This is a genomic window from Oleiharenicola lentus (assembly GCF_004118375.1).
GTDB classification, from domain to species: Bacteria; Verrucomicrobiota; Verrucomicrobiia; order Opitutales; family Opitutaceae; genus Lacunisphaera; species Lacunisphaera lenta.
Map to the genome: position 1 here is coordinate 140,037 of NZ_SDHX01000002.1, position 14,796 is coordinate 154,832.

At 65.8% G+C, this 14,796-nt stretch carries 11 protein-coding genes; 6 read left to right on the forward strand and 5 right to left on the reverse strand.

All coding sequences use genetic code 11. The features are described from left to right. Positions 1-96: 96 nt before the first annotated feature. From ESB00_RS14295 to ESB00_RS14310, 4 genes are read left to right on the forward strand one after another with little or no spacing between them, the layout of a single operon-like run. On the forward strand, positions 97-1,755 hold the full coding sequence (locus ESB00_RS14295; protein WP_218938766.1) for an ATP-binding protein: 1,659 nt from the start codon (positions 97-99) through the stop codon (positions 1,753-1,755). A gap of 55 nt (positions 1,756-1,810) precedes the next feature. Then, complete coding sequence (locus tag ESB00_RS14300; RefSeq protein ID WP_129048471.1) at positions 1,811-2,710, forward strand: c-type cytochrome; 900 nt, start codon at positions 1,811-1,813, stop codon at positions 2,708-2,710. Continuing rightward, complete coding sequence (locus ESB00_RS14305; RefSeq protein ID WP_129048472.1) at positions 2,707-3,138, forward strand: hypothetical protein; 432 nt, start codon at positions 2,707-2,709, stop codon at positions 3,136-3,138. The genes ESB00_RS14300 and ESB00_RS14305 overlap by 4 nt, the downstream gene beginning before the upstream one ends. Positions 3,139-3,172: 34 nt before the next feature. Beyond that, a complete protein-coding gene (locus ESB00_RS14310; RefSeq protein WP_129048473.1) occupies positions 3,173-4,771 on the forward strand; it encodes a hypothetical protein in 1,599 nt (532 codons plus the stop codon). Positions 4,772-4,880: 109 nt separating this feature from the next. Here ESB00_RS14310 and ESB00_RS14315 read toward each other — a convergent pair whose 3' ends face one another. Beyond that, positions 4,881-6,275, reverse strand: coding sequence for a DUF1552 domain-containing protein (locus ESB00_RS14315; protein ID WP_218938767.1), 1,395 nt, complete (start codon positions 6,273-6,275; stop codon positions 4,881-4,883). A 19-nt stretch (positions 6,276-6,294) separates the two neighbouring features. Beyond that, positions 6,295-8,907, reverse strand: coding sequence for a DUF1592 domain-containing protein (locus ESB00_RS14320; protein ID WP_164976224.1), 2,613 nt, complete (start codon positions 8,905-8,907; stop codon positions 6,295-6,297). 140 nt (positions 8,908-9,047) lie between these two features. Here ESB00_RS14320 and ESB00_RS14325 point away from each other — a divergent pair, with 140 nt between their 5' ends. Further along, positions 9,048-10,421, forward strand: a complete 1,374-nt coding sequence (locus ESB00_RS14325) for an alkaline phosphatase D family protein (protein WP_164976225.1) — start codon at positions 9,048-9,050, stop codon at positions 10,419-10,421. A 132-nt stretch (positions 10,422-10,553) separates the two neighbouring features. Here the strand turns inward: ESB00_RS14325 and ESB00_RS14330 are convergent, their stop codons facing one another. From ESB00_RS14330 to ESB00_RS14340, 3 genes are all read right to left on the reverse strand, one after another. Further along, positions 10,554-11,630 carry a hypothetical protein gene (locus tag ESB00_RS14330; RefSeq protein ID WP_129048476.1) on the reverse strand — a complete coding sequence of 359 codons (1,077 nt, stop codon included), beginning with the start codon at positions 11,628-11,630 and terminating at the stop codon, positions 10,554-10,556. An 11-nt stretch (positions 11,631-11,641) separates the two neighbouring features. Next, positions 11,642-12,376 carry a hypothetical protein gene (locus ESB00_RS14335; RefSeq protein WP_129048477.1) on the reverse strand — a complete coding sequence of 245 codons (735 nt, stop codon included), beginning with the start codon at positions 12,374-12,376 and terminating at the stop codon, positions 11,642-11,644. Between the two features lie 253 nt (positions 12,377-12,629). Beyond that, positions 12,630-13,112, reverse strand: a complete 483-nt coding sequence (locus ESB00_RS14340; protein ID WP_129048478.1) for an SRPBCC family protein — start codon at positions 13,110-13,112, stop codon at positions 12,630-12,632. A 239-nt stretch (positions 13,113-13,351) separates the two neighbouring features. Here ESB00_RS14340 and ESB00_RS14345 point away from each other — a divergent pair, with 239 nt between their 5' ends. Beyond that, positions 13,352-14,776 carry an MBOAT family O-acyltransferase gene (locus ESB00_RS14345; protein ID WP_129048479.1) on the forward strand — a complete coding sequence of 475 codons (1,425 nt, stop codon included), beginning with the start codon at positions 13,352-13,354 and terminating at the stop codon, positions 14,774-14,776. Positions 14,777-14,796 lie beyond the last annotated feature (20 nt).

The following is a 14,796-nucleotide window of genomic DNA, read 5'->3' on the forward strand; positions in this document are numbered from 1 at the left end:
CCGGTCGCCTTTTAGATGCCGTCACACCCGCAAGCCTCCTCGGTCAGGGAAGCCGCCGCTCTTCTGGCCGATGTCCAGAGGCAGGCCTTGCGGGGCATGGTCTGGGCCGTTTTTATCTTCACCCTGCTGCAGATCATCGTCTGGCATCGCGTCCCGCTGGCCTCCCGGGTGCCGGTTTCTTTGGTCCTTGAGGCGATCCTGGTCGTCGGCGTGGGGGCGCAGTTTCTCGCCCTGAACCGACTGAGCGCGGCGGGCAGCGGGACCCTGTTCGTGCTCTGGCTCGGTGCGATCGACGTCATCGCCTGGGTTCAGGCCGGCCCGCAGATGGGCGTGGGCATCGCACTCGTGTGCACGGTGTTGGTCGCGCTGTTTTTCATCAACAAGCGCGCGGGCGCGGCCGTGGTGATCGCCCTGGGCCTGCTGATCGTGGTGCATGTCTGGCTCGTTCAACGCGGCGTGCTGGCGGCCTACCCGACCAGCTTGGGCCGGCCGCTCACCGCGCAGGAACTCCTCCTGAACGGGCTAATCCCGTTCGCCACCCTCGCGGTGTGCTACGTCTGCTTCGCCATGATCCACCACGCCCTCTTCCGCACGCTGGCGCGCGTGGTCGAGGAACGCCGCAACCGCGATCTCGCCGATGCCGGCCGCCGTCAGGCCGAGGACACCATGCGGGCCAACCAGCACTTTGAGGCGCTCGGCAAACTCTCCAGCGGCGTCGCGCACGACGTGAACAACGCCCTTACCGTGATCCTCTGCAACGCCGAGCTGCTCAGCCAGAGCCTCCCGCCCGGTGACGACCGGCAGGGAGCAGCCGACATCCTTTCCGCCGCCCGCTCCGCCGCACAGACCACGCGCCACCTGCTCAGCCTCAGCCGCCGCGCCTTCTGCGTGCCGGTCAGTCTCGACCCCGCGGCCGAACTCAAGACCGCGTGCCGCCTCGCCGCCCGGCTGTTGCCCGAGGGCATCTGGATCTCCACCGAGAACCGTGGCCAGCGCCGCCTCCTCGCCGATCCCGCCGACCTGCAGCAGGCCCTGCTCAACCTGCTGATCAACGCCCGCGACGCCATGCCCCGGGGCGGCGCCATCACGCTCGCCCACGAGGACGTGACCCTGCCCGACGGCCGGCCCGGCGTGGCCGTGCGCGTGAAGGACACCGGCACCGGTATTCCCGCCGACGTGCAACCGCGCATCTTCGACCCCTTCTTCACCACCAAGGCACCCGGCCAGGGCACCGGGCTCGGCCTGCCGATGGTCAAGGCCTTCGTGGAGGAAGCCGGCGGCACCATCGAGCTGCAGAGCGCACCGGACCGCGGCACCACCATCAGCCTGCTCTTTCCGGAATGCCCGGTCCTGCCTGCGGGACATAACACGAATCACGCGCCGCCGCCGGCCGGCGAGCGCCTGCTCCTCATCGAAGACCGCGACGATCTCCGCCAGTTGCTCGAACGGGCGCTGCGACGCGGCGGCTACCATGTCACGGCCTGCGCCTCCAGCGAAGAGGCCATCGCGGAATTCGACAGCGGCGCCCGCTTCGCCGTCCTTTGCACGGACGGGTTCGGTGGCAACACCTCCGTCAACACCGTAATCGACCGCTTCCGCGCCGACCAACCCTCCGCGCCCGTGCTGCTTTTTTCCGGCCATGCCGACCACGAAATCACCGCGGTTGGCTTGGATACGCTCAAGGTTGAGCTGCTCCGCAAGCCTTTCACCGGCGCCGAACTCCTGAGCCGCCTCGCGGCGCTCCCCCGCACCTAGTGGGACCGGGCGCCTCCCGGTTTGCCTTTCCGGCGCCAGCCCGTTTGCTGCCCGGATGCTTTCCCCGCAGTTTCCCCACCCGGCCGCCGGCAAGATTCTCGGCTTCGTGTTGCTGGGGATCTGCGGCTTGGCCATCGCGGGCACGGTCTTTGTGCAGATTGAGCGCCAACCGGAAGCCTCGTCCGTCTCACGCGGCGCACGCCTGACCGAGGAAGCCGGCTGCTATGCTTGTCACGGCCGCAGCGAGGAGGAGCCGCGTTTCAATCTCCGCCAGACCGGTCCGGGCAAGTGGCGCGACAAGAACAACCCGTCATTCTGGGAAAGCGACATCACCGAAGTGAAGGTGCTGGTGGACTGGATCGCGAACGGCGTACCCGCGGCCGACGCCGAGGCACACAAGAAATTACTCATTCGTATGCCGGCCTACCGGGACCGGCTCACGCCTGCCGAGATCGAGGACATTGCCGCGTGGATTCTCGCCGAAGGACTCAAACTCCGGGTCGATCTCTCCTCGCACCAGGCTCCCGTCGCCGGGACCGGCCTCACCCCTGATCAGCTGTTCGCCGCCGGCGACGCCCTTTCCCGCCGCCACGGCTGCTACCAATGCCATGGCGAACTCGGCCAGGGCGGCGTGGCCAACCCCGACTCGTTCAAGGGCTACATCCCCGGCTTCCAGGGCCGGGACTTCCTCAAGCTCACCGCCAACGGCGACCGCGCCGAAATCATCCACTGGATTGATCACGGCCGCGGCCAGGCCGTCGAGTCAGGCTTGCTTGGTCCCATCGCGAAGAAGTTCTTCGACGGTCAGGCCATTCCGATGCCCGGCTACCGTGACCACCTCTCGGCCGCCGAGAAAGAGCTGCTTGCCGATTACCTCCTCCTGCTTAACAAAACAGGACCCTTGTCCGCCTCGCAACTCGAGCGGCTCACCCAACTCCTCGCCCCCTCCCCATGATCACCCGCCGCCTGTTGTCGTTCGCTCTCCTCCTCGCCCTCGTGGCCAGCCGCCTGGCCGCGGACCCGGTGGTGGACAGTCTGGTCCCGCTCAAACCCGAGGTCCGCAAGGTGCTCAACGAAAGCTGCGTGATGTGCCACGGCGAGGTCATCAACGGCGAGAAGGAGCTGCGCGACGACATCGACTACAGCACCGACGACGCCCTGCGCACCACGCTGACCAGTGCCGGGAAACTCAAGCAGGTGATCCTCGAGGACAAAATGCCGCACAAGCCCCGCCTCTCCCGCCGCCTGCGGGACAACGCCGAGTTGCAGGCCCGCCTTGCGGCCCTGCGCGACAACTACAACAAATCCGGCCACAAGGAGATCCTCCTCGACTGGCTGAAAGATGTCACCGCCACGACCGGCGACGACAAGAAGAAGCAATAAACCGCCCCACCCGGGCGGCGCCTGAATCAACGCGATGCCCAAGGCGATTACCCGGCTGCTCTGGCTCGCTGCCCTCGCCGTGGTCGCGGTCCAGGCCATGGCGCTCGCCACGCGTTATTTTCAGCCGTGGCTCGACGGCGACTACCTGTTGGCCGAGCGCTTCGCCGCCGACGTGGTGGCGGGCGTTTATCCGCTCTCGGGCTGGACGCTCAGCTCCTCACCTTACCTCTTTCCGGATTTCGCGCTGAGCATCGCTTGGCGCACCCTGCTGGGCCTCGGCGGCGTTCCGCTGCTGCCGTTTTACGTCGTGCTGAGCTACACCGCGCTGGCACTGCTCGCCGGCTGGTCGCTTCAGCGCGTGGGCGGTCCCGACGGCCAGGGCTGGCTGCACGGCGCGCTCCTGGTGAACGCCGTGCTCGCGTGGCAGGGCACCGCCGACCACGACCGCTGGCTCTGGTGGCTCGGCTTGCCCAACATGCATGGCGGCGCCGTGCTGCTTGGACTCGCCCAGACCGCCTTGTGGCTGGGGCCGCCGATGGAGGCTCCGTCGCGCAACCGCTTCATCGTGGCGACCGGGTTGCTGTTCCTCGGTCTCGCTTCGGACACGCTGCTTTTCACGCAGTTCATCGTTCCGCTCGGCGCAGCGCTGTTTGTGTGTGCTCCGGCCCCTCGCTGGCAGTCACCTCGGCTGATGGCCTTCGCCAAGGCCGTGGGCGTCGCGGTGGTGCTGGTCATCGGCCTGCGGCTCACCCTTCACCTGCTGCATTGGGGACACTACCCGGCGGTGGTGCGTTATGCGCCGACCCCCTCTGCCCTCGTCCAGACCGGCGGACAGCTGCTGGCCGATCTGGCGGGACCCGTCCGGAGGGCGGTGCCGGGATTTCTGGTCACGGGCTTGTTCGCCCTGATTCTTTCCGCGTGGTTGTCCCGCCGCTCCGGCGTCACCGGCGCTCAGCGTCAGGCCGGTTGGTTGGCGGTGTTTTGCCTGCTGAGCACGCTGGCCTTGCCGGTGCTGGCCGTTTACTGGCGCAATCCCCAGCACGGACGCTACCTGCTGCCCTGCCTCGTGATCCCGCTCTGGTGGCTGTTCACCCTGCTGCCGCTGGCGAAACTTCGCTCGCCCGTCGGCGCCGGCATCGTGTCGGTTCTGCTGCTGGGGTTGGTCGGCTGGCGTGCGCCGCAGATTGATTTCGCCCAGTGGGGTTGGCCCTATCCGGAGCCGGTGGCGGAGCTGGACCGCTTCTTTCCCCAGGAAGATCACGCCAACGGTCTGGCCGAATACTGGACGGCCACCTCCCTGAACGCCACGTCCCACCGAATCCGCCTCAATCAAGTTCGCCCCGATGGTCGCGTGCAGTTCTGGGGTAACAACGCATTTCATCACTTCACGATGGAAACGCCCGGCGCCACCGCGCCCCTGCACCCGCGCCGCTACTCGTTCATCATCGCCAACAGTCTCGACCCAGTCGCGCTCAGGACCAAATACGGGGAGCCCGCCCGCATCGCCAATCTCAGTGGCTACGAGATCTGGCTCTACGACTCAGCGGGCAGCCGCCGGATCAGCGCCCTCGTCGACGCCGAGGTGCGCGCCTTCCTCGGTGTTCGTCCCGGCACGGAGCGGATTGCGAGGTAGTTGGGTAAAGAACGTGCTCAAGCCATATCGATAAATTTTCAGACCGTAGGGGCGCGCTTTGTGCGCACCCGGACGGATCAATTCGCCAGGACGGGAGGGTGCCGAGACCTCACGTGTTCCCCAGTCGTCCGGTCGAGTCGCCGAAGCGCTCGAGGCTGGTCACCCCGGCCTGATCGGCGAGGTCGAGGAAGAGATTGCTGAGCGGCTTCGAGCCATGGTCCACATAACGGCCACCGTGGAGGAGCCCGCCGCCGCCGCCCGCGAGGATGAGCGGGAGGTTCTCGTGGGTGTGGCGGTTGCCGTCGGCGTTGCCGCTGCCGTAGAGGATGCGCGAGTTGTGCAGCAGGGTGTTGCCGTCCACGTCCTTCACTTGGTCCATCTTGGCGAGGAACTTGGTGAACTGCTCCACATACCAGCGGTCGATCTGCGCGACCTTGGCCACGCGCTCGGCGTTGTTCTGGTGGTGCGAAAGATCATGGTGGCCTTCGGTGATGCCGATTTCGCCAAAGGAGCGGTTGTCGCCGTCGTGACCGAGCACGAAGGTGGCGACGCGGGTCGAGTCGGTCTGGAAGGCGAGGAGCATCATGTCATACATGAGCTGCACGTATTCGAAGTGGGTGGCGGGAATGCCGGTCGGGGTGGCGACGACCGGGTCGGGGCCGGCGCCGAATTTCTCGGCCTTCTCGATGCGGACCTCGATGTCGCGGATGCCGGTGAGGTATTGGTCGAGCTTTTCCCGGTCACTGAAGTCGAGCCGCCCCTGCATGCGTTTGGCGTCGTCCATCACGGAGTCGAGAACCGAGCGCCGCTCCTGCATGCGGCGGAGCGCGTTTTCGGCGCGGTGCCCGTGCTCGCCGGCGCCGAAGAGGCGCTCGAAGACCAGGCGCGGGTTGTTTTCGGGCGTCATCGGCGTGGTCGGCGACTGCCAGGAAATGTTGTATTGGTAGGCGCAGGAGTAGCCGGAGTCGCAGTCGGCGGACTTGCGGTTGAGGTCGCAGGTGAGCTCGAGCGAGGGGAAACGCGTGAGATGCCCGACCTCCTTGGCGATGGCCTGGTCGATGGAGACGCCGGCGCGGACGTCGGTCGCGCTCTTGTTGATGCGCACGCCCGTGAGGAACACCGCGTTGCCGCGTGCGTGGTCGCCTCCGCCGTCGTTGCCGGCGTTGGCGTTGGCCTGTTCCAGTCCGCCGAGCACCTGGATGTGCGAACGCATCGCCTCCAGCGGGGCCAGCGTGCCCTGCAGGGCAAAGTCGGTGAGGCCGCCGGCCGGCCACCAGTGCGCGGGGATGGCGCCGTTGGGAAACATGACGAAGGCCGTGCGCAACGGCGCGCCGGTCGCGGTGGTGGCCAGTTGCGCGGCGGCGGCCGCCGCGAACAGGCGCGTGGGGAGCAGCGAGCCCATCGCCGGCAGCGCGATACACGCGCCCAGGCCTTTCAGGAAACGACGACGGTTCATCAGGGCGACTTGCTCGCGGAGCGTGGCGGTGGGGTGGCGGGTGTTCATGGGGCGGCGGGGTTGGGGATTAGCTGCGAGGAGTGGTCACGGCGGACTGGACGGCCGTGTGCGCCGCAGGTTCACGGCGGCGCTGCTGGAAGGGGGCGGATTCGATGATGCCGAGCAGGAGGGCGGAAGGACGGGCCTCGGCGGCTTCGAGCCGGTGCACAAGCTGGTCGAGCGTATCGGTGTCGTAGTATTCCACGCCGCGGCCGAGGGCATACATGAGAAGTTTCTCGGCCATGTTGTGCAGGTAATCGCCACGGTGCTCCTTCGCGAGGATTTGCTTCAGCTCGCGAATGTTGGAGAACTTTTCACCGGTGATGAGCTTGCCGCCCGTCTCGACCGGCTGGTTGCTGTCCATGTCGCGCCAGCGGCCCATGGCGTTGAAGTTTTCCAGGGCAAGGCCGAGCGGGTCCATGCGGTTGTGGCAGGAGCGGCACATGCCGTTGCTGGCGTGCAAGTCGAGGGTCTCGCGCAGGGTCATCTTCGCCAACTGCTCCTTGGAAGCGATGTTCTCGAGCGGCGGGATGTTGGGCGGCGGCGGCGCGGGCGGGGTGCCGAGGATCTTTTCGAGGATGAATACCCCGCGTTTCACCGGCGAGGTGCGCGTGGGATTGGAGGTCACGGCGAGCACGGTGCCCTGGGTGAGCACGCCGCCGCGCGGGCTGTCGGGCGGCAGCTGCACCTTGCGCATGTCGCGGCCCTTGACGCCCGGGATGCCGTAATGCTCCGCCAGTTCCTCGTTCAGGAAGGTGTAATCCGCGTTGATCAGCTCGATGAGGCTGCGGTCCTCCTTGAGCACATGGGCGAAGGTCAGCTCGGTTTCCTGCTGCATGGCCCGCCGCAGGCTCCAGGTGAGCTCCGGCTTCGGGGCGCGGAAGACCGGCACGACAATGTCCCGCAGTTTTTCCCCCTCGGCCTTTTGCTCGGGGGTGCGGCGATCCACCGGAATGCGGTTGAGCTGCCGGAAACGCTCCAACGCGGCGAGGAACTCCGGGTTGGGATTTTCGCGCAGGAAAACATCAAGCGGGTTGATCACCACCGTGGTGATGTCGCGCGCCTGCAGCCACTGGCCGGTGAAGTTGCGGACGAACTCCTGGGACTTGGGGTCGGCCAGCATGCGGCCGACCTGTGACTTGAGGTTCGCCCGCAGACGGCCTTGGGCGGCCAGCCGGAAGAGTTCGTTGTCCGGCATCGAGGACCACAGGAAATAGGACAACCGGGACGCCAGCGACCACTCGTCCACCAGCGGATGCGGCTGCCCGGGCTCCAGCGGCAGGGTTTGTTCCTCGCGGAAAATGAAACGCGGGGAGGCGAGCACGGCGACCATGGCCTGCGCCACGCCGGCCTCGAACGAGCCGCCTTCCTGCGCGGCGGTGCGCTCGGCCAAGCGGGCGAGTTTCTCAATGGTGGCCTCGTCGGCGGGGCGGCGGAAGGCCCGCGACGCAAAACTGCCCAGGATGCCGCGGAGATAGACCGCACGTTCGGCCGGGTTGGCCGGCACCGTGCGCGGGAAAAACCGCGCGTAATTGGCCGGCGGCACCCAGTGCTCGGGGGCATAGGGGCCGCGCACGTTCACCGCGTCGAGCCGCAGGCGCAGCGAACGCTTCTGGTCGCGATCCGGTCCCACCGGACGAATCTCCACCAGCAGGCGGTGTTCGCCCGGCGTCCACTCGCGGTCGAAGGCGAACTTGAAGGACTTCTCGTAGCCCTCGCGCACGAACTCCTCGTCGAGCACCTGTTCGCCATCGATGGTGAACACGAGACGGCAGCGGTTGTAGTCGAACTGGTCGTCCACGTAGCGTTCCAAAGCCTTCAGATCTAGTTCCACCTGGTAACGGCCGGCGTGCTCCACCTTGTGCACGGCCTCGACCGTGACCGGCGTGTAGTAGGACAGCACCAGCGAGCGTCCTTGAATGGACGGGGCGGGCCGCTCGTAGATGACGGCCGGGGTGGCGGGGGCCGGGGCCGAGGTGGTGGCATCGGCGATGAGCGTCGCCGGCGTCTCCATGCGCAGCGTGACAAACTGCCGGCCTTCGACCGCCCTCTCGGCCACGACGAGCGGCTGGGTGGGCACGGCACTCGCCACGATCGCCTGAGCGGCGTCGAGGTATTTCTCCATCAGCATCGGCGAGATGGTCAGCACGTCGCCGTTGTTGTCGAAACCGTGGCCGGTGTCATCGGCCGGGAATTCCTTCTGCGTGTCGTAGTCCACGCCCATGAGCTCGCGCACGGTGTTGCGGTAATCCACGCGGTTGAGCCGCCGCACCGTCACGCGGCCCGGCTCGGGCTTGGCGGGATCGAGTTCAAACACGTCGCGCTTGATGAAGGTGGCAAATTTCTCGAGCTCGTCGTGGGTCAGGTAGTCTTCTTCCACCGGTGGCATGATGCGCGCCCGGGTGTTCTTCAGCACGCGCAGCCAGAGCTTGTGGTCCTTGAGCGAGGCCTCGTCCTTGAACTGGTCGAGGGTCACTCCGCCCTCGCTCTCCCCCTCGCCGTGGCAGCTGTAACAGTAGGTCTCCAGCATCGGCTGGATGTCCTTCTTGAACGTCTCCATGGCCGCCTGCGCCGGGGCGGTGGCGGGCAGCAGGAGCAGGCACAAGGACAGGGCGGGGGTGGGCCGGGGAAAGCGTGGCATGAAAGCGACCCGACTTAACGCCAGCGAGGGGCTATTTGCAAACCCGGGACATGCAATTCCCGGGGATTTCTGTGCAAACATTTGACGCTTCCCCGGCACCGCCAGTTTGCAATGCATGGGGCGCGCCTCAAGCTGAGCGCATGAAACTGCTCCGCGTCCTCGCCCTCATCTCTTTTTCCGTCCTCGGCGCGCTGTCCTCGGCCCTGGCCGCCGGCTCAATTCTCTCCGGTCCGATGCTCGGCTATCGGGCGCACCGCGAGATATTCCTGTGGCTGGAAGCCAAGGATGCGCAGCAGGTGACCCTCGACTTCTGGCTCACGGGCAAGCCCGAGACCAAGCGCTCGATCACACAACCCGCGCCCACTCCCACCCCGGCCGGCGGCCAGATCTTCCACTTCCGGCCCGGCCTGCTCGAGCCGGGCGCCGAGTATGAATATACGCTCAGCCTCGACGGTGTGAAACAGGACTTCCCCTTCCCCACCCGGTTCAAAACCCATCCCCTGTGGGAATGGCGTACCCCGGCGCCGGACTTCAGCTTCCTCTTCGGCACCTGTGCCTACTTCAACGAGCCGGCGCATGACCGGCCGGGTGCCGGTTACGGCCGGACCCTGGAGACCTTCCGTCTGATGGGCGAAAGCGGCGCGGACTTCATGCTGTGGGGCGGCGACAACTGGTATTACCGCGAGGTGGACTTCGATTCCACCAGTGGTCTCTGGTATCGCGCCCAGGTCACGCGCCGGGAGCCGGCCCTGCAGAAGCTATTTGCCACCATGCCCCAATACGCCGTGTGGGATGACCACGACTATGGCGAAAACGACGCCAACAAGAGCTATGAGCTCAAGGACGAGGCCCTCCGCGTTTTCCAGGCCTACTGGGGCAACCCCAGTTCCGGCGAGGCCGATAATCCCGGCATCTACACGAAGTTTCGCTGGAGCGACGCGACCTTCTTCCTGATGGACAACCGCTGGCACCGCGACGGCGACCACCTGGACGCCGCCGCTGCCGCCGGTCGCAAGACCCAATACGGCGCCCGCCAGCTCGACTGGTTGAAACAAGGACTGCTCGCGGCCCAGGAAAACAAGAACTGCAACTTCAAGTTCATCGTCACCGGCGGTCAGGTCGTCACGGATTTCGCCGGCGCCAGCCAGAGCTTCGCCTACTACCCCGAGGAACGGGCGGAACTCCTCCAGTTCATCGCCCGGCACCGCATCACGGGCGTCATCTTTCTGAGCGGGGACGTGCACTTCACCGAGCTCGCGCGCCGCAAGATCTCCGACACCCAGTGGGTCTATGAACTGACCTCCTCGCCGCTCTCCAGCGGCGTTTCCCGGCAAAACGTGACCGAGCATGCCGCCGATCCCTACCGCGTCCCGGGCACCCAGGTGCAGGACCAAAATTTCTGCCAGGTGCGCATCGCCGGCCCCAAGGAGGCCCGCGAGGTCATCATCACCAGCATCGACAAGCAGGGCGCCGTTCGCTTCACCCACAAGATTCCGCTGAGCGAGTTGCAGTAAGCCCGGCGGCCCCGACCGGGTGGGCGCAACCGCGACCATCACCAGCCGAGCCGCAGACCGGCTGGCTGCGACCAGGGCATAAAAAAGGCCGGGCAGACGCCCGGCCTTGAGGTTAACTCAACGTGGCAACGGTCACTCCGCGTTCAGCGGCACGACGACCGTGAGCAACAGCAGCTTGGCGAGGTTCATGCCCTGCTGCTTGGTCAGCTTGTGCCCCTTCAGGTCGATCGTCACGGCGGACGAGGACACCGACTCACCCATCATGGTGTCCTTGTATTTCATCACGCCGGTGAGCGCCGGGATGGCTTCGTCCTGCGCAAAGAACGCCGACTCGTCGGCCGGACCGGAAAACACGGAGGATTCCGACTGCGCGGGTTCGTTGACGCGGATGTCGAACTGGTATTCACCCTCGCCCGAAGCGGCGCGGTTGGCCGCCTCGATCCACCGGATGTTGCCGGTGAGCTTGTCCTGATACTGGCGGCCATCGAGCACGTAGGTGATGGTGACGCCGTCAAAATACCAGGCCGTGCGGCCGTAATCATAGATCATGCTGCCGTTTACGGTGGCCTCGGGATAAATCTGCACCGGACCCGCGGCGAGGACATGCGACTTGAAGTCCATCCGGTCGTAGTTTGTGACCGCGAGGGCCACGTTCTTGCCGTTGACGGAACGCGTGATGTTCAGCGCCTCCTTCTTGAGTTTGGACATGAACCCCTCCGAGGAGGCCGGCTGCTTGCCGACCGCGAGGCCCTTGAACAGGGTTTCGAAACCCTTCGCCGTGCCCACGGGGAAGACCACGAGCTTGAGGTCGCCATCGGCAAAACGGTAGGTGTTCTTGTCGTCAACCGGCACCGTGCCGAATAGCCGGCCAACGTTGCGCGTCTGGCTGGGATTCCGGGGATTCACCACGTCGCAATCGACGGTGTAAACCAGCTTGGCCAGCTGGGAGGAGCCGACGAGCTTCGAGATATAGGGCGTGTGCTCGATCGTGCCGCGAAACAGCGCGCTGTTGGCGACGTTTACCGAGAGGGTATAACGGTCGGTCACACCCTCCTTTGGCTTGCCATCGGATTCCGTGTTCGTGCGCGTGCTGAACTTGATGGCCATGTCACCCTTGATGAAAACTTCAGGTGCGGGCGCGGCGGGTTGCTGGGCAAACGCCCCGGCGGCGAAAGCCAACGTGAGGAGTGAAGCAGCGATGCTTTTCATGGGAGGAAATGTCATTGGGTGAGCGGACGGGTTTTCACCCCGCTGCCGGGGATGGAAATGGCATCGGCCGAAGGGCCTTCCAGCATGGCGGTGTCGAGCGAGGCGAGCGCGTCGTTGTAGCTCTTCTGGATCGCGTCGAAGGCGGTCTCGGCGCGGAGCTTGGCGTAGAACTCATCTTCCGTGAGACCCGAGGTCTCGCGGGCGGCGGCGGCGGCCTGGGCGGCTTCCCAGATCATGTTCGCCCGCTTGATCTCCTCCTCGTAGAGCTTGAGCTGCTCGCGCGCCTCCTTCCATTTCTCGCAGCGATGCGCGTAAACCCGGCGCAGGTCAACCAGGTCGCGGCTGAGTTTAAGGAAACCGGCATCCTCGGGGCCGTAGCTCGCGCGAATCTCATCAACCTTGTCGCTGAAGGTCCGGATCTGGCTGTTGAGCTTCTCGATGGCATCCTTGCGGTCGCTGAGGGCCTGCGTCTTGGTCTTGAGGTCATTCTGCAGCGTCTCGACCGGATTCTTCGCGGCCTCGGCCTTGATGAGTTTCAAGCGCATGTTCGCCGCAAACGAGAAGACGACCGGACGCACCATCCAGGCGGCGAGAATGACGCCGACCGCAACGATGAGGCCGATGAGACCGCCGATGGCGACCCAGATGTAGGGTGCGACGAGGAAACCCGCGACAAGCAGGGCTCCGTATTTGGCAACATTACCCCAGAAACGGGCCCGGGGATCGCTGATGACTGGTTGGTTCATGTGGGTGCGAAACTAAATGACGGGGAAAGGGGGGCAGCGAACGTTCCTCGCTCGGAAGCTTCTGACAGAAACACTTAAGCCGGTGCATGGCGAGTAGAACCTCATGGAAAACCCGGCTCGTGTTTCTCATCGGCCGTCCCACGCAGCGGGGCGCGCTCATCCGCTTCACCGCAGAGCGACGCGCCTCAGATACCCGTTTCGCGCTCCACCACTTCCCGCAGAGTATTCAGCGGGAAGCTCGCGCCGTCGGAGGTCAGATCCTCTGCGCCAGAGCTTCGAGTTGGTGGGTGGCAACACCCCAGCCTTCGTGGAAACCCATTTTCTCGTGAGCCTCGCGGTCGGCGGCTGACCAGTGTCGGACCCGGGCGGTGTAGCGGGTCTGCCCGGGTCCGGCATCCGCAAAAGTAAGGATGATCGTGCAGAATGCTTTCTCTGAAGGTGTCCAGGCCGCCGTGAAGGCATCGGTCATCACCAAGCGCTCCGGCGGCACGACCTCGAGGTAAATGCCGGGATTCGGGAATTCCTGGCCCTCGGGGGACTGCATGGTGATGCAGCTCGCCCCGCCCGGCCGGACGTCGAGCACGGCCTTGGTAGTCTTGAACGGCGGCGGCGTGAACCACTGGACGATGAGCGCCGGCTCGGTCCAGCAGCGCCAGAGTTTCTCGCGCGGCGCGTTGAGCAGGCGCTCAAGGACGAGTTCACGGTCGGCGGGAAAGTTGCTGGTGTGGTTCGACATGAGAAGTGGGGTGGCAGAAAGCACCACGAACGAGTCCGCGGCAATCGGACACGCAAGCGGAGATTTATAACGTATTATATTTCAAAAGCCGGGATGTGACGCCTGCTCCCGGACGCGGCTGCTTCCTCCTGGGCCGACCGGCTAGGCCCTTCTAGCCGCCTGCCCCAGAGCGGGCCGGCGGGGTTTGCGGTATTCTCCGGCGTCCGGTCCCCCATACCCGGCCACATTTCCTCCACGCCATGATCTTCAACTCCCTCACCTTTGTCGTCTTCTTCGCCGCGGTCCTCGCCGCCTATTGGGCGATCCCCTCCTGGGGCGCGCGCAAGAACATCCTGCTCGGCGCGAGCTACCTGTTCTATGCCGCCTGGAACCCGCCCTTCGTGCTGCTGCTGGTGCTCTCCACACTGATCGACCACGTCGCCGGCGCCCGGATGGCCGCCGCCACCCGCCCCGCCGCCCGCAAGGCCTGGCTGGCCTTCAGCCTCGTCGCTAACCTCGGCATGCTCGGCTACTTCAAATACGGCACCTTCGTGCTGGAGAACTTCCAGGCGCTGCTCGCGCTCGCCGGCATCACCTACGTGCCGCCGCAGATGAACATCGTGCTGCCGGTCGGCATCTCGTTCTACACGTTCCAGACCCTCTCCTACTCGCTCGACATCTACCGCGGGCAAATGGCGCCGGTGCGGTCCTTCCGCGACTTCGCGCTTTATGTGACGTTTTTCCCGCAGCTGGTGGCCGGCCCCATCGTGCGCGCCGTGGACTTCCTGCCGCAGATGGTGAACGCCCCGCGCCCGCAGGCCGGTCGTATGGCCTGGGGCCTGTTCCTGATGACGCTCGGTCTGTTCCAAAAGGCGGTGCTCGCCGACACCCTGCTCTCGGGCGCGGCCGACTCGGTCTTCGGTTTCCGCGGCCCGCTGGCCGGACTGGACGCGTGGACCGGCGTGCTGGCCTTCTCCGGCCAGATCTTCTTCGACTTCGCCGGCTATTCGACCTGCGCCATCGGCGCGTCGCTCTGCCTCGGTTTCTCGCTCGGGGACAACTTCCGCTTTCCCTACGCCGCCGTGGGCTTCTCCGACTTCTGGCGCCGCTGGCACCTGTCGCTCTCCACGTTCCTGCGCGACTACCTCTACATTCCGCTCGGTGGCAACCGCAGCGGCGCGGCTCGCATGGTCATCAACCTCGTCATCGTGATGCTGCTCGGCGGCCTCTGGCACGGCGCGGCCTGGACCTTCGTGGTCTGGGGCCTGATTCATGGCCTGATGCTGGTATTGGAGCGCGGGCTGCGCCACCTCTTCAAGGACGCCGCGTGGACCCAGACGCTCGGCGTGCAGCTCCTGCTCGGCCTCGCGACCTATGTCGTCGTCTGCATCGCGTGGGTCTTCTTCCGCGCCGGCAACTTCGGCACTGCGCTGGGCCTGCTCGCCGCCATGACCGGCAACCTCCCCATCGCCGGCGAGGCCATCCTGTCCACGCGCCAGATCGCGCAGGTCGCACTGGTTACCGTCGGCCTGCTCGGCGCCCACTGGCTCCTGCGCCACACCACGCTCGAGGCCGTCGTCGCCCGCAGCCCGCGCTGGGTTTTGAGCGGCGTGTGGTCGCTCATGCTTTTCACCCTCATTCTCAACCAAGGAAACGGCAATGCATTCATCTACTTCCAATTCTGAGTTCGCCCGTGTGATTCCCG